The organism is Campylobacter sp. LR264d (assembly GCF_008633895.1).
In the GTDB taxonomy this organism is placed as follows: domain Bacteria; phylum Campylobacterota; class Campylobacteria; order Campylobacterales; family Campylobacteraceae; genus Campylobacter_D.
Map to the genome: position 1 here is coordinate 1 of NZ_VJNT01000007.1, position 26,177 is coordinate 26,177.

The 26,177-nt window shown below is 30.5% G+C and carries 24 protein-coding genes and 2 pseudogenes; 10 read left to right on the forward strand and 16 right to left on the reverse strand.

Annotated elements, in window-relative coordinates; all coding sequences use genetic code 11:
* Positions 1-36 precede the first annotated feature (36 nt).
* A complete protein-coding gene (locus tag FMM56_RS01395) occupies positions 37-1,203 on the reverse strand; it encodes a M23 family metallopeptidase (RefSeq protein ID WP_150207565.1) in 1,167 nt (388 codons plus the stop codon).
* A gap of 120 nt (positions 1,204-1,323) precedes the next feature.
* On the opposite strand from FMM56_RS01395, the gene FMM56_RS01400 reads away from it, so the two are divergent.
* The 3 genes from FMM56_RS01400 to FMM56_RS01410 are packed head-to-tail and all read left to right on the forward strand — an operon-like array spanning position 1,324 to position 4,275.
* Entirely contained in the window at positions 1,324-2,058 is a 735-nt protein-coding gene (locus tag FMM56_RS01400; protein WP_150151234.1) for a plasminogen-binding N-terminal domain-containing protein, read from the forward strand.
* Positions 2,051-3,433 (forward strand): FAD-linked oxidase C-terminal domain-containing protein, encoded by a 1,383-nt coding sequence (locus tag FMM56_RS01405; RefSeq protein ID WP_150140828.1) that lies wholly within the window; start codon positions 2,051-2,053, stop codon positions 3,431-3,433. The genes FMM56_RS01400 and FMM56_RS01405 overlap by 8 nt, the downstream gene beginning before the upstream one ends.
* A complete protein-coding gene (locus tag FMM56_RS01410; RefSeq protein ID WP_150140830.1) occupies positions 3,433-4,275 on the forward strand; it encodes a YihY/virulence factor BrkB family protein in 843 nt (280 codons plus the stop codon). The genes FMM56_RS01405 and FMM56_RS01410 overlap by 1 nt, the downstream gene beginning before the upstream one ends.
* Here the strand turns inward: FMM56_RS01410 and FMM56_RS01415 are convergent.
* From FMM56_RS01415 to FMM56_RS01430, 4 genes are read right to left on the reverse strand one after another with little or no spacing between them, the layout of a single operon-like run.
* Positions 4,186-5,460 carry a ComEC/Rec2 family competence protein gene (locus tag FMM56_RS01415; RefSeq protein WP_411675289.1) on the reverse strand — a complete coding sequence of 425 codons (1,275 nt, stop codon included), beginning with the start codon at positions 5,458-5,460 and terminating at the stop codon, positions 4,186-4,188. The two genes, FMM56_RS01410 and FMM56_RS01415, sit on opposite strands and share 90 nt — an antisense overlap.
* Positions 5,447-6,019, reverse strand: a complete 573-nt coding sequence (locus FMM56_RS01420) for a DedA family protein (RefSeq protein WP_150140832.1) — start codon at positions 6,017-6,019, stop codon at positions 5,447-5,449. Before FMM56_RS01420 ends, FMM56_RS01415 begins: the two co-directional genes overlap by 14 nt.
* A gap of 3 nt (positions 6,020-6,022) precedes the next feature.
* Positions 6,023-7,582, reverse strand: coding sequence for a ribonuclease Y (gene rny / locus FMM56_RS01425; RefSeq protein WP_150140833.1), 1,560 nt, complete (start codon positions 7,580-7,582; stop codon positions 6,023-6,025).
* Positions 7,464-8,123 carry a 5-formyltetrahydrofolate cyclo-ligase gene (locus tag FMM56_RS01430; RefSeq protein ID WP_150140835.1) on the reverse strand — a complete coding sequence of 220 codons (660 nt, stop codon included), beginning with the start codon at positions 8,121-8,123 and terminating at the stop codon, positions 7,464-7,466. Before FMM56_RS01430 ends, rny begins: the two co-directional genes overlap by 119 nt.
* 61 nt (positions 8,124-8,184) lie before the next feature.
* On the opposite strand from FMM56_RS01430, the gene FMM56_RS01435 reads away from it, so the two are divergent.
* Both FMM56_RS01435 and ftsY read left to right on the forward strand, forming a co-directional pair.
* On the forward strand, positions 8,185-8,736 hold the full coding sequence (locus tag FMM56_RS01435; protein WP_150140837.1) for a TlpA family protein disulfide reductase: 552 nt from the start codon (positions 8,185-8,187) through the stop codon (positions 8,734-8,736).
* Entirely contained in the window at positions 8,736-9,602 is an 867-nt protein-coding gene (ftsY, locus tag FMM56_RS01440; protein ID WP_150140839.1) for a signal recognition particle-docking protein FtsY, read from the forward strand. The genes FMM56_RS01435 and ftsY overlap by 1 nt, the downstream gene beginning before the upstream one ends.
* A 15-nt stretch (positions 9,603-9,617) precedes the next feature.
* Here the strand turns inward: ftsY and FMM56_RS01445 are convergent, their stop codons facing one another.
* The 3 genes from FMM56_RS01445 to rsmA form a co-directional block, all read right to left on the reverse strand.
* Entirely contained in the window at positions 9,618-10,688 is a 1,071-nt protein-coding gene (locus FMM56_RS01445) for an NAD(P)-dependent alcohol dehydrogenase (RefSeq protein ID WP_190319003.1), read from the reverse strand.
* A gap of 230 nt (positions 10,689-10,918) precedes the next feature.
* Positions 10,919-12,907 carry a ribonuclease J gene (locus tag FMM56_RS01450; protein WP_150207567.1) on the reverse strand — a complete coding sequence of 663 codons (1,989 nt, stop codon included), beginning with the start codon at positions 12,905-12,907 and terminating at the stop codon, positions 10,919-10,921.
* The gene (gene rsmA / locus FMM56_RS01455) at positions 12,888-13,676 is read right to left on the reverse strand and encodes a 16S rRNA (adenine(1518)-N(6)/adenine(1519)-N(6))-dimethyltransferase RsmA (RefSeq protein ID WP_150180395.1); all 789 of its coding nucleotides are present in this window, start codon (positions 13,674-13,676) and stop codon (positions 12,888-12,890) included. The genes FMM56_RS01450 and rsmA overlap by 20 nt, the downstream gene beginning before the upstream one ends.
* 83 nt (positions 13,677-13,759) lie before the next feature.
* Between rsmA and FMM56_RS01460 the strand changes: the two genes are divergently transcribed.
* Positions 13,760-14,296 carry a purine-nucleoside phosphorylase gene (locus FMM56_RS01460; RefSeq protein ID WP_150140845.1) on the forward strand — a complete coding sequence of 179 codons (537 nt, stop codon included), beginning with the start codon at positions 13,760-13,762 and terminating at the stop codon, positions 14,294-14,296.
* 9 nt (positions 14,297-14,305) lie between these two features.
* Positions 14,306-15,370 (forward strand): 23S rRNA (adenine(2503)-C(2))-methyltransferase RlmN, encoded by a 1,065-nt coding sequence (gene rlmN, locus FMM56_RS01465; RefSeq protein WP_150207569.1) that lies wholly within the window; start codon positions 14,306-14,308, stop codon positions 15,368-15,370.
* A gap of 137 nt (positions 15,371-15,507) precedes the next feature.
* On the opposite strand, the gene recJ is transcribed toward rlmN, so the two are convergent.
* The 4 genes from recJ to FMM56_RS01485 form a co-directional block, all read right to left on the reverse strand.
* Positions 15,508-17,097 carry a single-stranded-DNA-specific exonuclease RecJ gene (gene recJ, locus FMM56_RS01470; protein WP_150207571.1) on the reverse strand — a complete coding sequence of 530 codons (1,590 nt, stop codon included), beginning with the start codon at positions 17,095-17,097 and terminating at the stop codon, positions 15,508-15,510.
* The gene (locus tag FMM56_RS01475) at positions 17,081-18,715 is read right to left on the reverse strand and encodes a CTP synthase (RefSeq protein WP_150140851.1); all 1,635 of its coding nucleotides are present in this window, start codon (positions 18,713-18,715) and stop codon (positions 17,081-17,083) included. The genes recJ and FMM56_RS01475 overlap by 17 nt, the downstream gene beginning before the upstream one ends.
* Before the next feature lie 267 nt (positions 18,716-18,982).
* Positions 18,983-19,294 carry a hypothetical protein gene (locus FMM56_RS01480; RefSeq protein WP_223811456.1) on the reverse strand — a complete coding sequence of 104 codons (312 nt, stop codon included), beginning with the start codon at positions 19,292-19,294 and terminating at the stop codon, positions 18,983-18,985.
* Positions 19,284-19,580: a hypothetical protein gene (locus FMM56_RS01485; RefSeq protein WP_150140853.1), complete on the reverse strand. Its 297-nt coding sequence runs from the start codon at positions 19,578-19,580 to the stop codon at positions 19,284-19,286. The genes FMM56_RS01480 and FMM56_RS01485 overlap by 11 nt, the downstream gene beginning before the upstream one ends.
* 660 nt (positions 19,581-20,240) lie before the next feature.
* Here FMM56_RS01485 and FMM56_RS09365 point away from each other — a divergent pair.
* The 3 genes and pseudogenes from FMM56_RS09365 to FMM56_RS01495 form a co-directional block, all read left to right on the forward strand.
* Positions 20,241-20,639 (forward strand): annotated as a pseudogene (locus FMM56_RS09365) (hypothetical protein); the annotation flags it as partial.
* Positions 20,640-21,698: 1,059 nt separating this feature from the next.
* Positions 21,699-22,097: pseudogene (locus FMM56_RS09370) on the forward strand (methyl-accepting chemotaxis protein); the annotation flags it as partial.
* Between the two features lie 96 nt (positions 22,098-22,193).
* Entirely contained in the window at positions 22,194-22,442 is a 249-nt protein-coding gene (locus tag FMM56_RS01495) for a hypothetical protein (RefSeq protein WP_150140857.1), read from the forward strand.
* A gap of 29 nt (positions 22,443-22,471) precedes the next feature.
* Here the strand turns inward: FMM56_RS01495 and rimP are convergent, their stop codons facing one another.
* From rimP to FMM56_RS01515, 4 genes are read right to left on the reverse strand one after another with little or no spacing between them, the layout of a single operon-like run.
* A complete protein-coding gene (gene rimP / locus FMM56_RS01500; protein WP_150140891.1) occupies positions 22,472-22,888 on the reverse strand; it encodes a ribosome maturation factor RimP in 417 nt (138 codons plus the stop codon).
* Positions 22,889-22,893: 5 nt separating this feature from the next.
* A complete protein-coding gene (gene rbfA / locus FMM56_RS01505; protein WP_150140859.1) occupies positions 22,894-23,244 on the reverse strand; it encodes a 30S ribosome-binding factor RbfA in 351 nt (116 codons plus the stop codon).
* The gene (gene infB / locus FMM56_RS01510) at positions 23,241-25,907 is read right to left on the reverse strand and encodes a translation initiation factor IF-2 (RefSeq protein WP_150207575.1); all 2,667 of its coding nucleotides are present in this window, start codon (positions 25,905-25,907) and stop codon (positions 23,241-23,243) included. Before infB ends, rbfA begins: the two co-directional genes overlap by 4 nt.
* Positions 25,900-26,154 carry a hypothetical protein gene (locus FMM56_RS01515; protein WP_150207577.1) on the reverse strand — a complete coding sequence of 85 codons (255 nt, stop codon included), beginning with the start codon at positions 26,152-26,154 and terminating at the stop codon, positions 25,900-25,902. Before FMM56_RS01515 ends, infB begins: the two co-directional genes overlap by 8 nt.
* Between the last annotated feature and the right edge of the window lie 23 nt (positions 26,155-26,177).

The window sequence follows — 26,177 nt, forward strand, 5'->3', positions numbered from 1 at the left end:
AATAATCAAAGAGGCAAAAAAAGCTATTGTTATAAATTAAAACTCTATAAAATTCTCATAATCCATAGCCTTAATAGGATTTGGTAGGTTTTGGGAAATATGATTTTGTACTATTTGCTTATACTCTTTTACCAAGGCATTAAATTTTTCTTTTTTAGCCCCTTCAAGTCCTTTTTTAGCAACCTTTATAACAGAAAGTGGGTTAATTGCTTTATTGTTTAAATAAACGCCAAAATGTAAATGTGGCCCCGTGCTCATACCAGTAGAACCCACATAACCTATAGTTTGCCCCTGCCTTACGCTTTGTCCTTTTTTAAGCTTTGCAAAACGACTTAAATGAGCGTATAAGGTAGTATAGCCTGAACTATGTTGAATTTTTAGCACCTTACCATATCCATTTTGTGAACCTATGAAATTTACAACCCCGTTTCCTGCACTTAAAACAGGAGTGCCAGTAGCTGCAGCATAATCTGTACCAAGGTGTGCCCTATATCTTTTTAAGATAGGATGAAAACGGGCCGTAGTAAAATGAGATGAGATACGTTTAAAATTTGATATAGGCGAAGTTATCAAGAAAGAAGCCCCTATTTCCTTACCACTTTTTGCATAAAAATTGTCATCAAAACGATAAACCTCGCTTGTTTTTTTATTAACTTGCACGCTTGCCATGTAGATTGTAATATCTCCATAAACCTTGCCTAATCTTCTTTTTTGTTCGTAATATAAGGATACCTTATCGTTTTTTCTAATATTTCTAAAATTTATACTGCCCTTGAAAGCCCTTAATAAAGCCCTTGAAAGCGTGGTGCTACCACTAGTTTCATATACGTCTTGATAAGCTGAATTTTTAATGGTTAAATTTAATACATTTTTTTCTAACTCATAAATAGTAGGGCTAAAATCTAGCATATATTTATTATCTTTATTTTTGTAAATATGGATAAATAATTCATCACTAATTGGTATTAAAACCTGTTCTAAATTTTCATTCTCATCTTTTAACACTTGATATTTAATCTTTGAGGCAATTTCTGAGGCAAGTTCTTTATCTTCTCTATCAAGTTCATAATAAAGGGCTAGTGGGATTGAGTGTCTTTGTAAAAACATTAACAAGGTATCACCGCTTTCCCAAGTGAGTTCTTCCATAATCAAGGCCGCAAAAGAATGTGTACAAAAGATGAGTAAAAAAAGTAGTTTTTTCATTAAAAATCCTGACAATAGCTTAAAAAATGATTCTAAAAGCTATATTTTACTTTAATTTTCTTACAATTATTTAACGAAAAATGATTATAATACAAGTTCGTATTAAATAAGGAGAAAAATTTGTTAAAAATTTTAATATTTTTTTTATGTTTAAGTACAACTTTATTTGCTGAATTTAATCTAAAACCCACCACAAGTACACTTTTAAGGGTAGATGATATTTATGGATATATTAAGGATGATTCTAATTTTATCATAGGTTCAAGTGGGGTTATAATACATTCTTTTGGCGATTCAAAAAGCATAGTTGCAAGGGCTAGGGTTATACAAAAGATAAACGGCGTTGCAAAACTGGAATTTAGTGTATTTGATGCACTTGAACAAAGTGCCTTACCCCTGCCAAATATCTTGCCAGAAGAAGGTGATGAGGTTATTTTAAATTTTTTATATGATAGGGCTGTAATTATAGCCCCGGATGAAGAAATTTATAATTACATACACTTAAATAATCAAGAATTATATTTTACTCATATTGATATTTTAGGGGCTCAATTAATACGCACCTCTGTGCTTTCTCCAAAACGTTCTGATTTTAGAAAATTTTGTGCAAATAATACTACGGGCATAGTTATTTTTGCCTTGCAAGAAAAGGCAAAATATGTAGATTGTCAAGACTTTGTGGTGCTTTATGAAAGTCAAATTCCAAAGACAAGTAGCATACAAGTGCCTTTTTATTCTAGAATAGGTGGCTATAAGAGTGGAATTTTAGATTTTACCTCAGAACAAATAAGCAATTTTTTTAATTATTATGAAACCTTAATAGACCTTTATAGCGTAAGGAAAAAAAATGAATGAAACGCATATTAAATTTTTTAAAAAAATTTTAGGCGAGGATAATGCCTTTTTTGATGATATGCATAAAAGAGCTTATAGTTATGATGCGACAAGAAAGCATTATTTGCCTGATGGTGTTTTGTTTCCACGAAATGAAGAAGATATAGTTAAAATTTTAAAATATTGTAATGAAAACAAGCTTATCATTATCCCAAGAGGTTCAGGTTCTGGCTTTACAGGAGGGGCACTTGCACAAAGTGGAGGATTAATACTTGGCTTTGAAAAACATATGAATAAAATTTTAGAAATAGACCTTGAAAATTTAGTAGCTATAGTACAACCTGGAGTAGTAAATATAGCTTTACAAAAAGAAGTTGCTAAACATGGGCTTTTTTATCCACCTGACCCTGCAAGTATGGAGTATTCTTCTCTTGGTGGTAATGTTAGTGAAAACGCCGGGGGAATGAGAGCGACAAAATATGGAATAACAAAAGATTATGTTATGGCATTAAGGGCAGTTTTGCCAAATGGAAAGATAATAAGGGCAGGAAAACGCACTATTAAAGATGTGGCAGGCTATAATATAGCCGGAATTTTAATAGCTAGCGAGGGTTCTTTAGCCGTTTTAAGTGAGCTTACCTTAAAATTAATCCCTATGCCTAAATTTAAAAAAACAGCTATGGGAATTTTTAAAAGCGTTGAAGATGCTATGAATGCAGTATTTAAAAGCCTTGCAAATGGGGTTAATCCTGTGAGTATGGAATTTTTAGATAATCTTAGCATAAGAGCAGTTGAAGAAAAATTTCACAAGGGCTTACCACTTGATGCAGGAGCTATTTTAATAACTGACGTTGATGGCAATGTAGAAATAGGGCTTGAAAAAGAATTAGAAAATTTAAGGCATTATTTTTTAGAAGCCGGAGCGAGTGAGTTTAAAATAGCACAAAATGAACAAGAAGCCAATGATATTTGGTTTTCAAGAAAAAATTGCTCACAAGCTATTACAATGTATGGAAATTTAAAGTTAAATGAAGATATCACAGTGCCTCGTTCAAAGCTACCAGCCCTTTTAAAAGGCATTAATGAAATAGCTAATAAATATGGCTTTAAGGTGCCTTGTTTTGGGCATACAGGAGATGGTAATGTGCATACTAATGTAATGGTGAGCGATAAAAATAACGAAGAAGAGGTTAAAAAGGGATACGAGGCGGTTGAAGAAATTTTTAAGCTGGCTATAGCTTTGGGTGGAACTTTAAGTGGTGAACATGGCATAGGCATTAGCAAGGCTCCTTTTATGAAACTAGCTTTTAGCGAGACTGAAATGAATTTAATGAGAAGTATTAAAAAAGCCTTTGACCCAAATAATATACTAAATCCTTACAAAATGGGACTTTAATGCTAAAAAAAATATTTAGACTTTTGGCTGTTTTAAAAGACAAGGAAATTTTTAATTATGCCTCGTCTTTAAGTTTTTATACGATTTTATCCTTAATTCCTATATTATTTGTATGCTTTTCTGTTTTTACGCAAATTCCAAGCTTTAAAGAACATTACTCAAAGGCAAAACAAATAATTTTTACCTTTTTAATACCTGACCAGCAAGATTTGGTAGCAAATTATTTAGATACCTTTTTAACAAATAGTGTAAATTTAGGAATTTTTGGACTTATTGCCATGGCAGTAACCTCGCTAGCCTTTTTTTCAAGTTATGATTTTGTAATAAATAAAATTAGCGATAACGAGCCAAAAAATTTATGGCATAGCATTAGTTCTTATTGGACCCTTTTAACCCTTGTACCACTGGGCCTTGGACTAAGTTTTTATATATCAGGATTTATACAAAAAACCCTTGATGATTACAAAATAGGCTTTAATTTTTTTGAAATTTTGCCATTTATTATCGTTTGGGGCTTATTTTTTGTATCTTATTCTAGTTCTTTGCAAAAAGGAGGCTTAAAGGCCTTATTTACTACCTCATTTTTAGCCTCTATGTTTTGGTATATTTGCAAGAATTTATTTGTGTATTATATAGTTTATAATAAAACTTATACTAGTGTTTATGGGTCTTTTTCTATTATTTTATTCTTTTTTATATGGATTTATATATCATGGGTTATTTATCTTTTTGGCTTAAAGGCATATTATTCATTAAGTAAATATCAAGATGAAAGGAATAAAATTAAGACAGACACAAAAAAGCCCCAAGTAAGAAAAACGAATACTCAGCAAAGAAAATAAGATATAGCTTATAAAGACATAAAAATTAATTTTAACATTGATTGCATAAATTTTAAAATTGAAAAATTCAATCAAAATATTATCTAGTAAAAAGCCCAAATTTATAATATGCAAAAATAAAACTAAGGGGTAAAACACTATAAAAACAGCACTTAAAATAATGGCTAAAAATTGTTGTAAAGACACTAGCGGAAAATAATAAAGCACGGGTAATATCATAGCTAAAAAGACCCATATATTTAATAATATAATATTAGTTATAGTGTTAAAATACCTTGAAAAATGATGCAAGTATAAGAAAATATAAAAAACTCCAAGTATTGAAAATAAAAAGCCTACACTAAATAAAAGTTGTGGGAAAAGTGCCACACAAAGACAAATACTCATAAATAAATTTACAAAGCTTAGAATTTTAATATTTTTAATAAGCAGATAAAAACCCCAAAAAGCCATTATTAAAGAGCGAATAAAGGAGGGGGTAAAGCCTATTAAATAAGCATATGCTAAAAGCAAGATAAAAATAATCAAGCTTAAATCAAATCTTAAATTTCTATATGGAAAAAAACGTTTTTGAAAAAAGCTATAAAGTGGGGCTAATATAAAAAATATAACTGAAAATAGTAAGCCTATGTGATAGCCACTAATAGCTATTAAATGAGCGATTCCATAATAATTTACATCCGTTCTAAGTTCTAAGGAAATATTTTTTGCAAAAAATAATGCCCCGTAAAATTCCTTAATCTTAGCATTGTCATGCTGGTTTAAAAAATAAGAAACTAATTTATTGTTTATTTCTTTTTTGCTTGAATTTATATCTAAATAATAGCTTGGCATATAAAATGTTTTTGATAGATAGTCCTTAAAAGTCACATTTGTCGTAATTGCCTTTAAGCTAATTAAATCATTTATGTTTAGATTAAAATCCTTATAACTTGTGGTATAAAAGCTAAATTCCTTAGTTTTTAACTTTAAAACATTATAAGACTTACCCTTTTTTGTGCTTTTTTTATAGGCTTGTAAAATTTTAGCATCCCTTATGCTTATATGCTTACTTTCCTTAAAGTCTAAAAAATGCTTGTATTCTAAGATTAAATTAAAAATAAAAATACACAAAAGCCCTAAAATAAGCCAAATAAGTTCTTTATAAATGCTATAATTTGCATTCTTAAAGCTAAGTGCTAACACCTTTTTTCTTTGAAAATTTAGATAAATAAAATAAGATTAATATAACTAGTATAACTAAAAATAAGGGTGCTATATAAGGATAATTTCCTAATTTATCAAAGATTAACTCAATAAACCAACCAAAAATAAAGGCTACATATCCAAGCAAAATAGCCCATATTAAACTAGCAAACAAATTTATAAAAAAGAAATTTTTTGTATTATACCTTGCAAGTCCAGCAGCTATAGGGATAAAGGTTTTAAGTCCATAAATAAATTTTTGAACAAAAAGCAAGATATAGCCATATTGTTTAATCTTAATAACGGCTAGTGCAAGTTTCCTACGATGCTTTTTAAAATAAGGCATTAAATCTTTTTTATAGTATTTTCCAAGCACAAAAAGTAAACTAGAACCTATTACATTTCCCACAAAGGCAACAAGTATACTAGTATAAAGGTCCATTTTAGCACTAGCACTTAAAACGCCGGCTGCTAAAATTCCAACCATTCCACCACCTAAAGAATAAATAAATAAAAAAACATAGCCATATTTTAACAAAGTATCAATGGTTTCTTGCATATCTTACCTTGCATACTCACTAATTCTTAGTTCCCTTATAACATTTACCTTTATTTCGCCTGGGTATTGTACCTTTTCCTGAATTTCATTAGCTATTTCTTTTGCTAAAAGCACGGCTTCATCATCATTTATAAGCTTTGCATTAGCAATAACGCGAATTTCACGCCCTGCATTTATAGCATAGGCATTTTTAATACCGTCCTTGCTTTTTGCAATCTCTTCAAGCTCAGTAACCCTTTTTAAAAAGGCCTCTAAAACCTCGCGTCTAGCACCAGGCCTTGCCGCACTTAGTGTATCTGCTGCACAAACTGCTGCTGATTCAATACTAGTAGCTTCTTTATGTCCATGGTGTGCGTAAATTGCATTTATAACTACTTCATGTTCTTTATATCTTTTGCAAAGTTCAGCACCTAAATCAACATGAGAGCCTTGAAAATCATGAGTTAAAGCCTTACCTATGTCGTGTAAAATTCCTGCCCTTCTAGCTAAAATTTCATCACCCCCACACTCAGCTGCGATAATACCGGCAAGGTGAGCAACCTCTAAGGAGTGAGAAAGGGCATTTTGTCCATAACTTGCACGATATTTAAGTTTGCCTATTAATTTTGCAATTTCTGGGTGCATGTTATTTATACCTAAATCCATAAGTATAGTTTGACCCTCATCTAAAATCGACTTATCAAATTCTTTACATACCTTTTCATGAATTTCTTCTATCCTAGCTGGTTGAATTCGACCATCTTCAATTAAAAGTTCAATCACCTTAGTAGCAATTGCCCTTCTATAAAGATTAAAACAGCTTACAATAATGGTTTCTGGGGTATCATCTATGATAATATCCACTCCAAGTACCATTTCAAGCGTTTTAACATTTCGCCCTTCTTTACCTATAATGCGACCCTTTAAATCGTTATTTTTTATATTTATAACATTTATTAATCTTTCAGCTGCAAATTCATCAGCAAATCGAGAAGTAGCCTGGGCGATAATATAATTTGCCTTTCTTCTTCCTTCATTTCTTGCTTCTTCTTCATATTTTCTAACAATATGGGCGATTTCATTCCTAGAATGTTCTTCTACCTTTTTTAAGATAATTTCCTTTGCCTCGCTTTGAGTAAGACCTGCTGAGTGTTCTAAAACCTTAACCACCTCATCAAGCTTTGCATAATATTGGTCCTTTATCTTAATGCTTTCATCGTAAAGTTCTTCGGTTAATTTTTTATTTTCTTCAAGTTCTTTTTCGCTTTGTTGAATTTTCTTACTTTGACTAGAAAGTTTTTGTTCTTTTTTATTTAATTCATCGAATTTTTGATTATATTCTTTTTGTATATGCCTACTTTTATCTTCATACTTTTTTTTAGCTTCAAATTCAGCATTTAACACCGAATTTTTTGCATCCTTTAAAACAAGTTCGGCCTCGTATTCTATAGCCTTAGCCTTAGCCTTAGCTTGTTCTACAAAAATTTGATATTTTGCGTCGTTGATTTTTTTTGCTATTAAATAGCCTAGACCTACGCCCAAAACAACGGCGATAACTGCAACTATGATAAGTTCTATTGTCATTACCTTTCCTATAATATTTTTTATAAGGATTTATATAAAATCCACCTTGTACATCGTGTTTTTCACAGACAAATTCATCGCTTAAAGAATTTATACTTTGTGTAAATATAATTACAAAATTTTCCCCTACATTTTCAAAAAATCTATCATAAAACCCGTGTCCATGCCCTATTCTTCTTAAAGTTTTATCAACACCAATCACAGGAACTATTGCCAAATCAATACTGGTGTTTAAAAAAGAATTATTAGGTTCTAAAACCTTAAATCTTTTTTGAGACAAAGGCAATCTTAATTTTACAATTTTAAAGCTTATATCATTCATAAATGGAACAAAAATTTTACAATGTCTACTTAATTTTTGGCGAAATCGTAACAAATTTGGCTCGTATTTAAGGGAACAATAAAGTAATATTCTTTTAGCTTTGAATTTTTTAATTAAAAATAAACATTCTTTAAATACTTTAAAATCTTGTCTAAATTTAAAATCAACTTGATTTTTAAGCCTTTGTTTTTGTAATGTCCTAAATTCGTCTTTTTGCACAGATTGCCTTATTGTTAGTTAAGTTTGGTTATAATTTTAACATTTTTATGAAAGGAAAATTATGAAATTTAAAAATTTATTATTAGCTTTTTTTGTATTTTTTATCTTTAATGCTTGTAGTGATGATAAAAAAGTAGAAGACTCAAATGCTACAATAAATGCTTCTTTATCACAGGGTGAAAAGTTAAATTTTGAACTAAAATTTTTAAACGGAGAGCTTTTAAATATTAAGGCCGAGGCTGGTAAGCTTGAATTTCGTACAAATAATAAGGCTACCTTATTTGTATTTTTTACAACTTGGTGTGCTCCTTGTTTGGCTGAAATACCAGAACTTAACAAAATGCAAGAAAAATACAAAGATAAATTTAATATCATAGGAATTTTGCTTGAAGATAAAGAACAAAACGAATTAGATGAATTTTTAGCTAAATATCCTATAAATTATCAAATAGCAAACGGTGAAAATAATTATCTTTTTGCTAGGGCAGTTGGTGGGATAAATGGCATTCCTACTATGTTTTTATACACAAAAAAAGGGGAATTGTTTAATCAATATTTAGGTGTAATCGCACCTGAAATGCTTGATATTGAAATTTCAAAGGCTGTGTTTTAATGCTTGATTTTTTTAAAAAAGGCTTACAAAAAACCATTGACAATATACGCACTATTAGACCTAGTGATAAAAAAATCACTAAGGATTTATTAGAAGAGATTTTACTTGAAGCTGATATTAGTTATGAAATTGTGGAAGAGATTATATATTACTTACCACCTGATAATGAAGTAAAAAAAGCAGATTTAAAAAGGGTTATGGGTGCTTATTTTATCTATGATTTACCAAATTTTTCACAAACAAAACCCTTTGTGGATTTGATTTTAGGGGTAAATGGGGCTGGTAAAACAACTAGCATTGCAAAACTTGCTTTTTTGTATAAAAATCAAGGTGAAAAGATTATACTAGCTGCTTGTGATACCTTTAGGGCTGGTGCCATTGAACAGCTTAAATTATGGGCCAATAAGCTTGTTATTGATATAGTGGCAACCAAGCAAAATCACGACCCATCTGCTGTAACCTTTGATGCTATAAATAAAGCAATTGCAAAGAATTTTGATAGGGTTATAATTGATACAGCCGGACGTTTACAAAATCAAAAAAATTTAGCCCAAGAACTTGATAAAATAGTTAGGATTGCAAATAAAGCACTAAACGGGGCACCTCACAGAAAAATTTTAGTACTTGATGGAACGCAAGGCAATGCTGGAATTTTACAAGCTAAGGCCTTTAATGAACTTATAAAACTTGATGGCGTGATTATTACAAAGCTTGATGGGACGGCTAAAGGTGGGGCTTTATTTAGCATAGCAAGAGAACTTGAACTGCCTATTTTTTATATAGGCGTAGGCGAACAAATGCAAGATTTACAAGAATTTAAGGCCGATGAGTATATTGATAGTATTTTAAGTGGAATTTTTGATTAAATTCCACTTTTAAATTTAAGACAAGGTTGACATATCTATAACATAACGAAATTCAACTCTGCCCTTTGCTACATTTTGATAAGCTTCATCTAGCCTAGTTATAGGGATTATCTCAACTTCTGGGTATATATTATTTTTAATAGAATAATCAAGCATTTCTTGAGTTTCTTTAATACCACCAATAAGTGAGCTATAAATTTTCTTACGGAAATTCCAAATCATATCAGCCCCATTTATATTTGCCTTAACAGGTAGGCCAACAATAGCCATTTCTCCATTTAATTTAAGCATTTTATGATAAGCATTTATATCATATTCATAAGGAATAGTACTAATGATAAAATCAAATTCATTTTTTATTTTCTTAAAATCATCACTATTTACATCAATAAATCTTTTTGCCCCAAGTTTTAAAACTGTTTTTTTCTTACTAGGTACTATATCAAAGCAAGTTACCTCAGCACCCAAGGCTATCATATATTTTAACGCCATGTGTCCTAAGCCTCCAAGCCCAGCTACTGCTACCTTATCACCCTTTTTTACCTTGCTAAATTTAATAGGCGAGTAAGTAGTAATCCCTGCACAAAGCAAGGGTGCTATCTTTGAAATATCAGCATCTTTTGCTACTTTTATGCCAAAATTTTCACTTACGACTATATTATTTGAATAGCCTCCATAGGTATTTTCATTGCCGTGAAAATAATCAACGCTATTATAAGTAAAAATACTTTTGCCACGTTCGCAAAATTGTTCTTCGCTTCTTTTGCAAGCATCACATTCTCCACAACTATTTACCATGCAACCAACACCAGCATAATCTCCTATTTTAAATTTACTAACCTTTTGTCCTACTGCAACTACCCTACCTACTATTTCATGACCAGGTACTATAGGATAAGTAGTGCCATGATGGTCTCCACTTACTGAATGTAAATCGCTATGACAAATTCCAGCATACAAAATTTCAATTAAAATATCGTTTTGACCAAGTGCATGGCGAGTAAAAGAAAAGGGCTTAAATTTCCATTCTTTTGAATGTGCTGCATAAGCCTTAGTTGGAATACGTTCACCATTTTTTGCACTCATAATAAAATTTTGAGTATTATCTAAAATAGGATTAGAATTTTCTTTTGCAAAGGTCTTTGTATTAAATAACAAACCAAGTCCCATGAAAGCACCTGTAATCTTTGCTGATTTTTTTAAAAAATCTCTTCTTTCTTGCATTGTAGCTCCTTTAAATAATGTTTTGTTTGTATTATAAAACATTATAGTAGCTATAAGTCAAGCTAAATTTAATAATTTAGCTTGAAAAATTTTTACATTATATAAATAGTAGGGGCTACAGTTGGGTATTTTTTTAATTTTCTAAAAATATGCTTTCTTATAGCTTGGCGAATTTGATTTTCTAAAAATCTAACATCATTTAAAAACTCATCTTTAACATTAATAAAAAATTGTTCTAGCAATTCGGACATTTCCTTACTAAATGCGTTATCTTGCTTATCAGCTACTACGCCCGAACTAAACACCCTAGGCTTTCCAATAAGCACCTTATTAGCCTTATCAAATTGAGCTACAACAACTACTATTCCACTATCTGCAAGGTATTGCCTATCTTTTACGACATCTTCTGCGATTTGTTTATTTATTTGATTATCCACAAAAACCTTGCCTGTTTTAACGGTTTTTATACGCTTTATATATTTTTGACAAAGTTCTATTTGGTCCCCATCGCTCATTAAATAAATATTTCTTTCATCAATTCCACACTTTAAAGCTGTTTCTTTGTGTTTATTTATGTGATTAAATTCACCATGAACTGGCAAAAAGAATTTAGGCTTTGTTAAGCCTAACATTAATTTTTGTTCTTCTATGCTAGCATGGCCACTTACATGAATTTCGGTAAATTCTTGATATGCTACCTTTGCACCAGCCTTTAAAAGAAAATCGAGCACAGCAGAAACACTTGCCTCGTTACCAGGAATTGCCTTAGCTGAAATAATTATTTGATCACTTGGCTTAATCTTAATAAATTTATGCTCATCAGTTGCCATTCTATACAAAGCACTCATTGTTTCACCTTGTGAGCCCGTGGTAATAATTAGCACTTCTTCATCCTTAAATTTACTTACCTCATCAGCATCAATAAAAATTTTTCTATCAAGTTTTATATAACCAAGTTCCATAGTAGTATATAAATTTCTTTCCATTGAACGCCCTATTACACAGACCTTGCGTCCATATTTTAAACCATAACTTATAGCTTGATAAACACGATGTATGTTTGAGCTAAAGGTGCTCATTATAACCCTACCCTTACTTTTAGAAAAAATTTGGTCAAAGGTAGGACCAACTGAGCTTTCACTTTTTGTGAAGCCTTCTTTATACGAATTTGTACTATCGCTTAATAAGCATAAAACGCCTTCTTCTCCATATTGTGCTAAACGTCCTAAATCACTTGGATAGCCATCAATAGGCGTTTGGTCAATCTTAAAATCGCCAGTATGGATAATAGTACCAGCTTTTGTTTTAATAGCTAGTGCAGATGCGTCGATTATAGAATGGGTTATATGTATCCATTCTATATTAAAATCACCTATTTCATAAATTTTGCGTTTTTGAACAGGGCGAAAAAGCTTACAAGCTTCTTTTAAGCCATGTTCTTCAAATTTATTTGCAATCATACCTAATGCAAGTGGAGTTGCATAAATAGGAAAAGAAAATTCCTTAAAAAAATAAGGCACAGCACCAATATGGTCTTCATGTGCATGAGTAATCACAACCCCCCTAATCTTATCTTTTATCTTTCTAATATAATCAAAATCAGGTATTATAATATCAATACCATGCATAGTACTATCAGGAAAACTCATACCTATATCAACGACAATAGCATCTAAATTTGTTTCAAAAACGCATATATTACCACCTATTTCACCTAGGCCACCAAGTGGAGTAATGCGAAGTTTAAACTCGCTTGAATTATTATGTTTAAGAGGGTGTAAGCGAGTTTCATGTGAAATTCTATTTGCTTCTATACACTTAGCTAAAGCAATCTGCCATTCTTCATTACCACTTAATTTAGAAGGTAAATTTCGGTTTCTCTTTTTCTTTTTAGCTGTTTCGTTTTTGCTTTTTTGTTGCTGGGTATTTGGTTGAGCGTTTTGAATATTTTGCGAATTTTCATCTTGATTATTAATAGAATCTGCAAGTTTTTTTCTACGATTCTTGTATTTATAACTTTTATTTTTTTTAGAAGTTAAATTTGGGTTATTATTGTTTTTATTATTTTCGCTCATATTTATCCTTTAATTTTTCATAAATTTTAAGGTATGATTTCGCATCTAATTCGTGAGGTCTTATGTTTTCACTAATTTTACATAGACTAAAAAAGTTTAAAAGCTCATTTTTATAAGGCTTTAAATTCCTAAGAAGTTGTTTTCTTGGAGCCTTAAAACAAGTTCTTAAAAAGCTTTTAAAACTGCTAAGTTCGCAAAAATCTTTAAATTCTCGCTCTTTCTCCATATAAACCACTGCAGACATTACCTTAGGTGGTGGATTAAAACATAATGGAGTTACTTCAAAAAGTATTTTTCTTTTACAAAGCAATGAAGTTAAAACACTTAGTGCACAAAAATCGCTATCTTTTTCATTGGCACAAAATTTCAAAGCCATTTCTTTTTGTATCATAACAATAAGCCCTAAGCAATGCTCATCTTCCAAACTTTTTAAAACAAGATGACTTGCTATATAATAAGGCAAATTTGCAACCAAAAAATACTTTTCATCATCAAGGTTTGGCAAAAATGCTTCACTTGCATCTTGATGAAGTAATTTTAGTCTATTATGAGTTATCTCATTTTTAAATTTATCTTTTAATAATGAAACAAGCTCAATATCTATCTCATAAGCTTTTACTCTACAAATCTTTAAAAGCTCTTGCGTTAAATCACCTAAGCCAGGCCCAATCTCAACTATATTTTTTGTATCTTTGGGTATGGCTTGGATGATTCTGTTTAAAATACTATTATCACACAAGAAATTTTGCCCATAGTGCTTTTTTGCCTTAATCATTAAAACGCATTGTACCTAAAAATTCTTAATCTTAAGTCTTTTTAGCTAGAATTATTTTAAAATTTCATATATTAAGGAAAAAAATGTTAATTTGTGCAGGTGCAAATGAAGAATTTGAATTTGCAAAAAGCATAGGTGTTGGTTTAATTGATTCTAGTATAAATTTGACACAACTTTGTTTAGAATTAAAACCAAAAGAATTAATTTTTATAGGTACCTGTGGTCTTTATGATAACAATAATAAGCTTTTAGAAATTTACACAAGCACACACGCATTTAATATAGAATTTTCAATGCTAAATGCTAATTTTTATACACCTATATCAAATGAAATTAAAAATGTTTCTTGTGAAACAAAAAAAAGTTACAAGGTAAATTCATCCAATTATATATGTCAAAATAAAAACGCTAGTATAGAATTTGCAAAAATTGGTTTAGAGCTTGAAAATATGGAAGCCTTTGCCGTTTTAAAAGTAGCACAAAAATTTAAACTTCCTACTATTTGCTATTTGTGTGCTACAAATTTTTGCGATGAAAACGCTCATAAAACTTTTTTACAAAATCACAAAAAAGCAAAAGAAAAACTTGAAATTTTTTTAAAAGATAAAAATTTAATTTAAGGACTATTTTTGAAAGAAAAAATAAATTTATTAAATCTATTGCCTAGTGAACTTGATATTAAGCCCACGTTTCGTGTGAAACAAATTTTTAATTGGATTTATCAAAAGTATGCAGATGATTTTTTAGCTATGAGTTCTTTACCTAAAAATTTGCGCGTAGAACTCAATGAAAAATATTATTTTTCATCTATTAAATGTATAAAATACGAAGAAAGTATGGATAAAAGTATAAAATATCTTTTTGAATTAGAAGATAAAATGTGTATAGAATCTGTGCTTTTATCTATGAAAGAAGAAAAATATGATAAAAATGGAAAATTAATCTCACATAAAAAATATACTATTTGCATCTCATCTCAAGTTGGTTGTAGAAGTGGTTGTACCTTTTGCCTTACAGGAAAGAATGGCTTAAAACGAAATTTAAGTGCTGGAGAGATTGTAGAACAGGTTTTATGGATTAAAAAACACAATAAAATTCCATATGAAAGACGAGTAAATATAGTTTATATGGGAATGGGTGAGCCTTTGGATAATCTTGAAAATGTAGCAAAGACAGTAAAAATTTTATCTCATAATGATACTTTAGCAATTAGTCCACGCAGACAAACCATTAGTACAAGTGGCTTAGCAAAGCAAATAATTAAGCTTGGAAAAATGAATTTAGGAGTTTTATTAGCTATTTCTTTACATGCCGTAGATGATGAATTAAGAACTAAACTTATGCCTATAAATAAGGCTTATAATATAGCTAGTATAATAGATGCGGTTAAAAAATTTCCTATTGATGAACGAAAAAGAGTAATGTTTGAATATCTTTTAATTGATAATACTAACGATAAAATAGAACACGCAAAGATGCTTGTTAGATTATTAAATGGCATAAAAGCAAAAGTAAATTTAATACTTTTTAATCCTCACGAAGGAAGTATTTATAAGCGTCCAAGCCTTGAAAATGCAATAAAATTTCAAGATTATCTAAGTAAAAAAGGCATAACTTGTACCATAAGGGAAAGTAAGGGGCTTGATATTTCAGCAGCTTGTGGGCAACTTAAGGAAAGGAACGAGAAAATATGAATTTATTAGATATAGTTGAGCTAATATTTATAGCTATTATAGTTATCATAGGCTTTGGTTCTATGGTATATGTTATAAATAAGAGTAAATAACTTAGGATATTAATAATTATTAAATTAATACAAAATATTTTTTAATTATTCTTGTGAAATTTTTCGAATTATAAATTGTGGAGTAACTAGTGAGCGAAATTCATTTTTAGAAATAGACCCTAAAACATTAATAGTATCATTTACATTTGGCTCACTATCAAAGTTAAAAAACAAGGCCTCGAGAGTTTTGTGTTCTTTGGTTAAAATAAGTTTTAAATGCTTATTATTCTTACCTAAAATCTTTTTATTTTTCACCCTTAAATTTTTAAGTACAAAATATGGTCTTGGATTTTTATGCCCAAATGGTTCAAAGGATTCTAAAAGTTCAAGCATTTCAAAGTCTATCTCATCAGGTTCTAAAATACCTAAAATTTCATCTGTGTCATAAAAACAATCCTGTGGTATCTTTGCACTTTCTGCTTGAATGAGTTTTTTAAATTTATCATAATTTTCAAGTTCTAAACACAATCCAGCCGCCCCCTTATGTCCACCATAATTTATAAGCAAAGCACTAGCTTTATTAATAAGGGTTAAAATATCAATCCTGCCAACACCCCTAGCACTTCCTTTAAGCTTATTTTCATGTATAGAAAAAACAAAAGCTGGTTTATTAAAATGTTTTGCTAATCTACTTGCTACTATGCCAAGCACCCCATCGTGCCAGTCCTTACCCGCGGCAATAACGCAAGATTCATTATCATCTATTTGAGTTAAAGACTCATCAAAAAGTAGCTTTTCTTCATCCTTTCTACTTTCATTAAAGCTAATAATTTGTTCTAAGTACTTTTGAGCCTCATCATAATCTTTTGTAAATAAAAAATTATAAGAAACACTTGCATCATCCATTCTACCAGCACTATTTATAAGAGGGGCGATTAAAAAGCCTATATTATCGATACTAAATTTATCTTTTTGATAATATTGCTTTATAGCCTTAAAGGCTACCCTTTTTGATTTATTTATATTTTCTATACCCTTTCTTACCAAAACCCTATTTAAATCCCTTAACTCCATCATATCAGCCACAATAGCTATAGCTAAAAGTTCTATAAATTTACACATATTATAATTTAATTTACACACTTGTTTTAAGGCAGCTATCAAATACCAAGCCACCTGTGCCCCACAAATTTCAATATCAGGGAATTCACAATCTGCTTGTTTTGGATTAATTATAGCAAAGGCCTTAGGTAGTATATCAAGGGGGGTATGGTGGTCAGTTATTATTAAATCAATACCCTTTTTAGCACATAATTCCCCTGCCTCAATGGCTGCTATGCCATTGTCGACGGTTATTATTAAATCAACATCAAGTTCGTTTATGATATTTTTATTTAAGCCGTATCCATCCTTAAAGCGATTAGGAATTTTAATTATAAAATCAAAGCCTATATCAGTGAAAAATTCAGACATTATAACGCAAGATATAATGCCATCGACATCATAATCACCGACAATTGCAACCCTTTCATTTTTTTCAATAGCCTCTTTAATCCTATAAGCAGCCTTATAAGCATCTTTTAAACAGTTTGGCAAAGGTAAATCGCAAAGCTTATTGTGTATATCCATATCAAAACGTTGCTTTAATATGCGTTTAATCTCAATTTTATCTATTTTTTTATCTACCTTGTTCATTTTCAATCGCTACTTTTATAAAGGCATAAATTATAGGATTAACCCTTTCAAGCCTTGAAGTAAATTCAGGGTGAAACTGCGTAGCTATAAAAAAAGGATGATTTTTTAATTCTACAACCTCTATTAAACCATCACTTTCTCCACTTACTATCAAACCCTTATTTTCAAAATCTTTTCTAAATTTAGGATTGGCCTCATATCTGTGGCGATGCCTTTCTTTAATGCTTTTTTTATGTGAGTAAATTTCACTTAATAAAGTATTTTCTTTAATCTTGCACTCATAAGCCCCAAGTCTCATTGTGCCACCCAAAGGCGTTTTACTAGTTCGAATTTGTTTAGTACCATTTGCATCTATAAATTCATCTATTAAATAAATAATAGCTTCTTTGCAATCCTTATCAAATTCGCTAGAATGGGCATTTTTTAAATTTAAAACATTCCTAGCAAATTCTATTAAGGCTAACTGCATACCAAGGCAAATTCCTAAAAATGCTATCTTTTTTTCTCTTGCAAATTTAATAGCTAGCATTTTTCCATCAATTCCTCTTTCCCCAAAACCTCCAGGTACTAAAATACCACTTACATCTTTTAAATTTTCTTCTAAATTATCAAGTTTTTGACTATCAACCCATTTTATATCAATGTGCGTATCAAGTGCTGCCCCTGCGTGAATTAAGGCCTCAGTTAAGCTCTTATAACTTTCTTTTAAATCGATATACTTTCCAACAAAGGCAATTTTTATCATTTTACTTGGGGCGATTACCCTTTTTACTAGATTATCCCAGTTTTGCATATTTGGCTTTAAATTTTTAAGGTGTAAGGTATTAGAAATGGCACTTAATATATCTTGATTTAAAAAGGCTAGTGGAATTTGATAAATACTTGCTGCATCAACGCTTTCAATAACGCTATTTTTTTCAACTCCACAAGAAATAGCTATTTTATCTTTAAGTTCTCTATTTAAAGGCTTTTCGCTACGACAAATTATCATATCAGGGCTTATACCTATACGTCTTAACTCCCCTACGCTATGTTGAGTTGGCTTAGTTTTAAGCTCACCCGCTGCCTTTATGAAAGGAACTAAGGTTAAATGTATATTCATAGCATTTTTTTTACCAACCTCAAGCCTTAATGCCCTAATGGCTTCTAAAAATGGCAAACCCTCGATATCTCCAACCGTTCCTCCAATTTCTACTATCAAAATATCTTGGTCTTTCCCTGCTTGTTTAATCCTTTCTTTTATCTCATCAACTATATGAGGAATAACTTGTATAGTTTTTCCAAGATATTCCCCTCTTCTTTCTTTTTCTATAACGCTTTGATAAACCCGTCCTGTGGTAAAATTATTAAGCTGACTTAAATTTTCATCTAAAAAACGTTCATAATGTCCTAAATCCAAATCCGTTTCTGCCCCATCATCTGTAACAAAAACCTCTCCATGTTCAAAAGGACTCATTGTACCAGGGTCCACATTTATATAAGGGTCAGCCTTTAACATACTTACTTTAAGACCTGAATTTTTTAAAAGTGTAGCTATAGAAGCAGCGGCTATTCCCTTGCCAAGAGAGCTTAAAACACCACCTGTAACGAAAATATATTTAGTTTGTTCGTGTTTCATTCTAATTTACCATGATTATTTTTTTAGTAATTATACAAAAGAATACTTATTAAATTATTACAATATCAAAAATTTATTTTCTAAAATTTAAAAAAAGCTAGACAACTCAAAAGCCACCCTACTATATGTAGGGGACTAGTATTTTCAAGTAGGGAGCCTTTCGTAGTTGCACCGTAATTATATACAAAAAAAAAAAAAACGCAATGTCAAATTTAAGCAAAGTTTAAAGCTTTTTAAAATTGTGCCAAATTTAAGGCATTTAGCTTATTATAAGCCTTTATAAGTACTTTCATCTCTTTTTGAAATTTTAATTATGTGTATAATTTTAAATTCGTTATTTTGCACTATACCTATTATCCTATAATCATCGAGTCTCCAGCGATAACGATTGTCATCAAAGCTCTTTAAATCTTTTGCATTTGGCAAAGTACAAGGGCATTCTTCTTCGCTTCTAAGTTGTATAAAAATAAATTTATCTATAACTTTAAATTGTTTAGGATTGTTTTTAGCCAGTTTTTCTAATAAATTTATTAGCTTTTTTTCTGATTGTAACTTTATAACCCATATATTATAAACCATGAATTTGTCGTTTTAATTCTTTATTTATTTCTGCTTTTTCCTCATTGCTTAAACTAGATTCAAGCTTTTGTGCTAATTTATGAGCTGTTGACTTCTCATAAGGTATAAATTCCTTATCGATACGATTTTTTAACTGCGTTTTTAAAAATTTTTTTAATTTTATAAAATCCTTTAATTTTTCTTGAGTTGAAACTTTTAATTTTGTCATTTTTTCATCTATATTTGAGAGAGAATTTAAAAGCTGTTTTTCACTCATATTGACATATTTTTTATAATCAATTTGCATATTTTTCTCCTTTTAAATTTTAACTAAACTAGCAAAATTATAACATAATGCTAATTTTTTGCAGAATAATCTCACTTTTTTAAATTATAACCAACTCGTTAATAATTTTTTGCCAAATTTCAAAACTTTTTTAATCATACAATTTTTCTCCTTATTTTTAATAACACTTATCAATATTTAAGACAAAAAAAGCCCTAAAATCGCTTAGAAAAAGTTACAAATTTATTATAAATAAATAACTTTATTAGCTATAATATATAATATTTATCGCTCTAGTTTCGATTAGTTACAAAAAAAAAAAAAAAAAGGTTTTTTTGATAAGAATTTATATTTGGTTCACAATAATAAGTTTATAATCCATATTACAATTAAATGGGGACAATTTTAAAAAAGGAGAGACAAGCAATGTTTTCTAGATTGCATTTAGGCACAAAGATTACCTCTATGGCTGGCTTAGTTGTTATTATCATTATGTTCTTTCTTACAATGACTATAACCTATAAAGTAAGTGGAGTTTTAGAAGAAGATGGCAAAGACCTCTTAATAAGTGCAAATTCCCGCTCTATTAATAGACTTGAAGGTATTATGGGAGAAATTTTTAACACAGTTGAAGTTTCTCAACAAGCTATAAATGCTGCCTTTGAATATAGCAATACGGCTATGATAAATGAAGAAGTATTTGATAAAATCTTAATTTCATCAATAGAAACAAATCCATATATGAGTTTTGCCTATATTTATTTAAAAGCGAGCACGGGCTATTCTCAGTATGCAAGAGAACATAACCTGCACGAACATTTGCTTCCAAATGGCGATTTTATGATTTTAGTTGATGATAAAGAACCTTCTAAAAAAGGTGGAGTTGATATAATAAACGCTGATATGAATATAGCAAATTTAGACTCCGTTTCAATAGCTATAAATCAAAAAAGATTAAGCTTTGGTTCTCCTCATCATTTTAACGTAGGCGGTGAAAATTTATTTGGCATAAATATAGTAGCCCCTATTTTAAATAGAAACAAGCAAGTAATTGGAGCACTTGGGGCCATAGTTGATTTTAATCAAATTGCACAAGTTATACTAGACCCTAGAAGACAAGTATTTGAAGGGGATAGAAAATTTTTGATAAGTGAAGATGGAACTATCTTACTTCACCCTGATAATCAATATGTAGGCAAGAATTTCTTTACCGAAAATACAGTTATGGCAACATCAATTACAAATGCTATGAAAAATGATGATAGCACAGCATTAAAATATACAGAAATAGATGGAGATAGTGATTATCTAGCAGGGATTGCTTCTGTAAAACTTCACGAAAGTCTAGATAATATCTGGACTCTTTTAACCGTGGTACATCGTGACAAAGTCCTTGACTCGCTTACTACAATTCAAAGTAGTATAATTATAGGAAGTATCATTGCTACTATAATTACTATTGCATTAATATATCTTTATGTGCAATTTAGAGTTTCTGCTAGACTTCATAATCTCAAAAGAGTACTAACTGACTTCTTTAAATATATCAATTATGATATAAAAGATGCACCAAAACTAGCCTCTATAACAGTACTAGATGAGATAGGACAAATGGGAACTTTGATAAATGAAAATATAGTAAGCACTCAAAAGGCTATGAAAAGAGATGATGCTATGGTTAAGGCTAGTGCAGAAGCAGCTAAAAATGTTGAAAAAGGAACTTTAAATATAAAACTAGAAACTAATCCAAAAAATCCTGACTTAGAAGATTTGCAAGATTTATTAAATAAAATGTTTAATGTCTTACAAGATAAGGTTGGAAGTGATTTAAATAAGATAGATGAAATTTTAAGAGAATATGATAACTTTAATTTTACTGCGTCTTTTGAAAATCCAAAGGGTTATATTGAAAGGGCTGTTAATAAACTAGGCTTTGAAGTAAAAGACTTGCTTTTATCTTCTTCGCAACTTTCTGGTAAGCTTGAAGACCAAAGTGAGCGTTTAAAAGAATATGTTGGAAATTTAACTCAAGGAAATACCACTCAAGCAGCTGACTTAGAACAATCCTCAATTGCAACGCAAAATATATCCTTGGCTATGCAAACCATTAATCAAAATGCAAATACTACTATAAAACAAGCAGATGATATTAGAGAAATCATAAATATCATTAAAGATATAGCAGAACAAACAAATTTACTTGCCCTTAATGCAGCTATAGAAGCAGCTAGGGCTGGAGAACAAGGTAGAGGCTTTGCGGTTGTGGCTGATGAGGTTAGTAAGTTAGCTGAAAGAACTCAAAAATCCTTAGGCGAAATTGAGGTAAATATCAATGTCTTAATACAAGGCGTAAATGATATGAGTGAGTCTATTAAAAGACAAACTGATAATATCGCACAAATTGATAAATCAATAGCCGATATAAAAGGCATTGCTACTGACAATGCTGAAATAGCTAACAAAACTAATAATATAGTCCTTGAAATAAATAAAATAGTAGCAAGCGTTAGAGAACTTCTTGGTTCTAAGAAATTTTAAAATTTAAGGGTGAAAACCCTTAAATTTTCTTTTAAATTCTTTTACAAAATAAACATAAAATGCTATAATCTTTTTAAAATTTCAAAAGGATAAGAAATGTCAGTTGATTATGATAAATATTCAGATATGAATGAAAAACAACTCGTAAGTACCTTAATGAGTACAAAGAAAAAAGAAGCAAAGCTTAAAGTTACAACTCAAGAAAAATTAAAAGAATATAAGGCATTAATTAAATTTTTGAAAAAAGAATTAAAAAATCGCATTGATAAATTAGGCTATGAAGAAAAAGCAAAATCAAAAGAAGAAAGAGTAGCAAAGCCTAGAGGTAGGGCGAAAAAAGTATAAAAAATTTAAGTAGTGAGTTTATAATAATCTCACCACAAAACAAAGGTCTTAGCCTTTTTTATGCTTGAAAAAAGAAGTTTAAATTCCTTTTCTTCATTTTTTATTATTATATTTTCATCTTTAACGCTTATAATTTCACCTTCAAATTGTTCTTTATCATCAGTTGTAATTTTAACCATTTCACCTATACTTAAAGAAAAATGTTGCAAAGTTTTTAAAATTCTTTCAAGCCCTGGGCTACTAACTTCTAAAAAATACTCATCTTTTGTAGGGGCATTTATATCAAGCATAGGAGATAATACTTCGCTTACTTTTTGACAATCATCCAAGCTAACCCCACCCTTTTTTGTGATACTAACTCGGTAAATTTTTTTACCATTTTCACTAAGCAAACACGCATCATAAAATTTTACACCAAGTTCTTCACAAAGTGCGTTTAAATCAATATCTTTCATCTATTTTTAATCTTTTCAAATAACTCATTCATGTGATTTTGATATTCTAGTCTATCATCAAATTTAAAATGAAAATTTGGGCACCTATACCAGCCTTGTTCGCTCATGCAATAATTTTGCAAAGTCTTAGCTGCCTTTTTTAATTGATTTAAAATTTGTTCTTGTTCGTGTTCATTTAAAAACATTTTATCTAAGTAAACAAAGGCATCATATCGCCCTTTTTTACACTCAACATCAGTTACACAAAGGGTTTTTAAGGATTCATTGTCCAAATTTGCTAAGGCTTCGGGTATCAATTCTTTTAAAATGCTTTCTGTGCGAAGTTTTTTAATCTCACTTGCATTCATAAACTAACCCTTTCTTCAACCTCTTTATAACTTTCTATATAATCTCCAACTCTCATATCATCACAACCTTCAATACCAACGCCACACTCATAACCCTTAGCAACCTCTTTTGCATCATCTTTAAAACGTTTAAGTGAGCTAATATTGCCTTCAAAAATCACGACACCATCTCTAATAAGCCTAATCTTAGCACCCCTAACTATACTTCCATCTGTCACCATACAACCTGCAATTTGCCCAGCTTTTGGCACATTTATAACCTGTCTAATTTCAGCTTGACCAAGTTCTTCTTCTGAGATAATAGGACTCATCATACCACCAAGCAAGGCTTTTACATCATCTAAAAGATTATAAATAACATTATAGGTTTTTATCTCAACGCAGTTATTTTTAGCCCTTTCTTTGATATCGCCCGTAGGTCTTATGTTAAAGCCTAGTACAATAGAATTTTCACTAGCACTTGCTAATTCTATATCGCTTTGTGTAATGCCACCAACACCACTATGTATAATATTTACTTTAATCTCATCATTTTTAAGCTTTTCTAGACTAGCCTTAATGGCCTCTAAGGACCCTTGCACATCGGCCTTTAAAATAATAGGCAAAATCTTTAAATTTCCTTCTTTTATCTTAGCCCCTAACTCATCTATGCTAACCTTAGTAGACTTGCTAAGTTCTTTTTGCCTATTATAATCATGCCTTTTTTGAGCGTATTCTCTTGCTTCTTTATCGCTTTTTACTGCAATTAATATCTCACCAGCATCAGCTACCTCGCTAAGCCCTACTATAACACCACACTCGCCCGGTTTTAATTCTTTTAAATTGTGGCCCTTATCATCACTCATTGCCCGAATTTTTCCATAAGACTCACCTGCAACAACCGTATTTCCAACCCTAAGCGTTCCATTTTGCATAATGATAGTAGCAACTGCCCCACGTCCTTTTTGTACTGAACTTTCTATAATACTAGCCTTTGCTAGATTATTTGGATTAGCCTTTAATTCTAAAATATCAGCTTGTATTAATAAGGTTTCAAGTAAATCTTCAATCCCAGCCCCTGTCTTTGCTGAAACATTGACAAATTCATAACTTCCACCCCATTCAACAGGCATTATTTCCATTTCGGCAAGTTGAGTTTTAACCATATCAGCATTAGCACCTTCTTTGTCTATCTTATTAACAGCTATGATAATAGGCACATTTGCAGCCTTTGCGTGATTTATAGCCTCTCTTGTTTGCGGCTTTACCCCATCATCAGCTGCTACAACTATAATAACTATATCAGTTATACTCGCACCCCTTGCACGCATTGCTGTAAATGCCTCGTGGCCTGGGGTATCAATAAAGGTAATATTTCTATCATTTTTCTTAACCATATAAGCACCCACATGCTGGGTAATACCACCGGCCTCCCCACTTGCTACGCGACTATTTCTTATATAATCAAGCAAAGAGGTTTTACCATGGTCAACATGCCCCATTATAGTAATAACAGGGGCTCTAGGGCTTAAATCATTCTCGTCTTCTTTATAATCTTTCACATAATCAAAGGCATTTGCCTCATCAACCATTTTTATCTCAATGCCAAATTCATCAGCTAAAATTTCAATAGCAGTTTCATCTAAAAAATCATTTTTAGTAGTCATCATTCCAAGCATAAAAAGCTTTGATATAATCTCGCTTGTGCTTTTTCCAACCTTATCAGCAAATTCATAAAGTCTAATTTCTTTTGGAATTTCGACGCTATTTACTATCTCTCTTTCTTTTTTTTCTACCTTTCTAGAAGGCTTTTTGCGACTTCTTCTTTGTATGCTACCTTCGTTAAAATGTGCTGATTGTCTTAAAAAATTTGGTTGTTTTTTATTAAGTGGAGCTGGACCTTCTTTTTCTTTAACGCTAAAATCAGGCAAAACAATCTCGTCATCATTATCCAAACTAATATCTGCAAAATCATGGTCGCTTAAAAAATCTATCTTTTGAGTGTTTTCTTTTTTACCATGGGTAATATTCTTTTTTTCTTTTTTCTTTTTCTTTAAATTCTCATCTGTATTTGAAAAAATCATAGAAAGGCTCATTCTTTCTTCTGTGCTAGCTACTGACTTTTCTTCTTTTACTATCTTATTTTCATCACTATTTTTCTTTTTAACAATAACCAAGCCTCTTCTCTTAGCTAAGGTAGCACTAGCAATACTTGGTACCTTTTTTTCTTCTACGACCTCTTTAATCTCTTCTTTTTTTTCTATCTTTTCTTGTTTAATTTCTTCTTTTTTTATTTCTTGTTTAAGCTCTTCTTTCGCGGGTTCACTTTTTGCCTTGCTTGGTGCTTTCTTTTTAGTTTTTGTAGCACTTTCATTTTTTACATTTTCGCTTTTTACCTTGCTTTCATCTTTTTTCGTATCTTTTTTAACCTTGCTTTCTTTTTTAATCTCTTTTTTTTCAGTTTTTTCTGCCGTTTTACTCGTTTTTTTCTCACTTTTTTTGGGTAAAAAATTCTTAGGTATTTGATTTGTTTGTATATATTCATAAATAGCTGCGGCAGTTTCTGGGTCTACTGAGCTTGAAGCAGATTTTATATTAAGCCCTAATTCATTTGCCTTTTCTATAACTTCCTTACTTGAATAGCCAGCATCAGTGGCGATTTCATGAATCCTTACCTTATCCATTAGAAAATATCTCCTTAAGCCCTTCTTGTTGAAGTGTTAAATTTAAGCTTTTACACAAGCGAAATAATGCTTTTTTTGTATGTTCTTTGTTGCCATTAAAACAAAGTGAACACATATAAAAACTACGACCAAAACTTAAATTTGTACAAATCATTCCATCATTTATAAAATAACGTTGTAAAATCTTTTGTTTAAATCGTTTTTTGCATACAATGCACATTCTTATAGCTTCGTGTTTTTTTTTCAAAATTTAATCTTTATTATATCTTT

Bases quoted from the DNA above. Each gene is read 5' to 3' on its own strand.
- FMM56_RS01395 (WP_150207565.1), bottom strand. From the start codon at position 1,203: ATGAAAAAACTACTTTTTTTACTCATCTTTTGTACACATTCTTTTGCG.
- FMM56_RS01405 (WP_150140828.1), top strand. From the start codon at position 2,051: ATGAATGAAACGCATATTAAATTTTTTAAAAAAATTTTAGGCGAGGAT.
- FMM56_RS01410 (WP_150140830.1), top strand. From the start codon at position 3,433: ATGCTAAAAAAAATATTTAGACTTTTGGCTGTTTTAAAAGACAAGGAA.
- FMM56_RS01420 (WP_150140832.1), bottom strand. From the start codon at position 6,019: ATGCAAGAAACCATTGATACTTTGTTAAAATATGGCTATGTTTTTTTA.
- rny (WP_150140833.1), bottom strand. From the start codon at position 7,582: ATGACAATAGAACTTATCATAGTTGCAGTTATCGCCGTTGTTTTGGGC.
- FMM56_RS01435 (WP_150140837.1), top strand. From the start codon at position 8,185: ATGAAATTTAAAAATTTATTATTAGCTTTTTTTGTATTTTTTATCTTT.
- ftsY (WP_150140839.1), top strand. From the start codon at position 8,736: ATGCTTGATTTTTTTAAAAAAGGCTTACAAAAAACCATTGACAATATA.
- FMM56_RS01445 (WP_190319003.1), bottom strand. From the start codon at position 10,688: ATGAGTGCAAAAAATGGTGAACGTATTCCAACTAAGGCTTATGCAGCA.
- rsmA (WP_150180395.1), bottom strand. From the start codon at position 13,676: ATGATTAAGGCAAAAAAGCACTATGGGCAAAATTTCTTGTGTGATAAT.
- FMM56_RS01460 (WP_150140845.1), top strand. From the start codon at position 13,760: ATGTTAATTTGTGCAGGTGCAAATGAAGAATTTGAATTTGCAAAAAGC.
- recJ (WP_150207571.1), bottom strand. From the start codon at position 17,097: ATGAACAAGGTAGATAAAAAAATAGATAAAATTGAGATTAAACGCATA.
- FMM56_RS01475 (WP_150140851.1), bottom strand. From the start codon at position 18,715: ATGAAACACGAACAAACTAAATATATTTTCGTTACAGGTGGTGTTTTA.
- FMM56_RS01480 (WP_223811456.1), bottom strand. From the start codon at position 19,294: ATGGTTTATAATATATGGGTTATAAAGTTACAATCAGAAAAAAAGCTA.
- FMM56_RS01485 (WP_150140853.1), bottom strand. From the start codon at position 19,580: ATGCAAATTGATTATAAAAAATATGTCAATATGAGTGAAAAACAGCTT.
- FMM56_RS01495 (WP_150140857.1), top strand. From the start codon at position 22,194: ATGTCAGTTGATTATGATAAATATTCAGATATGAATGAAAAACAACTC.
- rbfA (WP_150140859.1), bottom strand. From the start codon at position 23,244: ATGAATGCAAGTGAGATTAAAAAACTTCGCACAGAAAGCATTTTAAAA.
- infB (WP_150207575.1), bottom strand. From the start codon at position 25,907: ATGGATAAGGTAAGGATTCATGAAATCGCCACTGATGCTGGCTATTCA.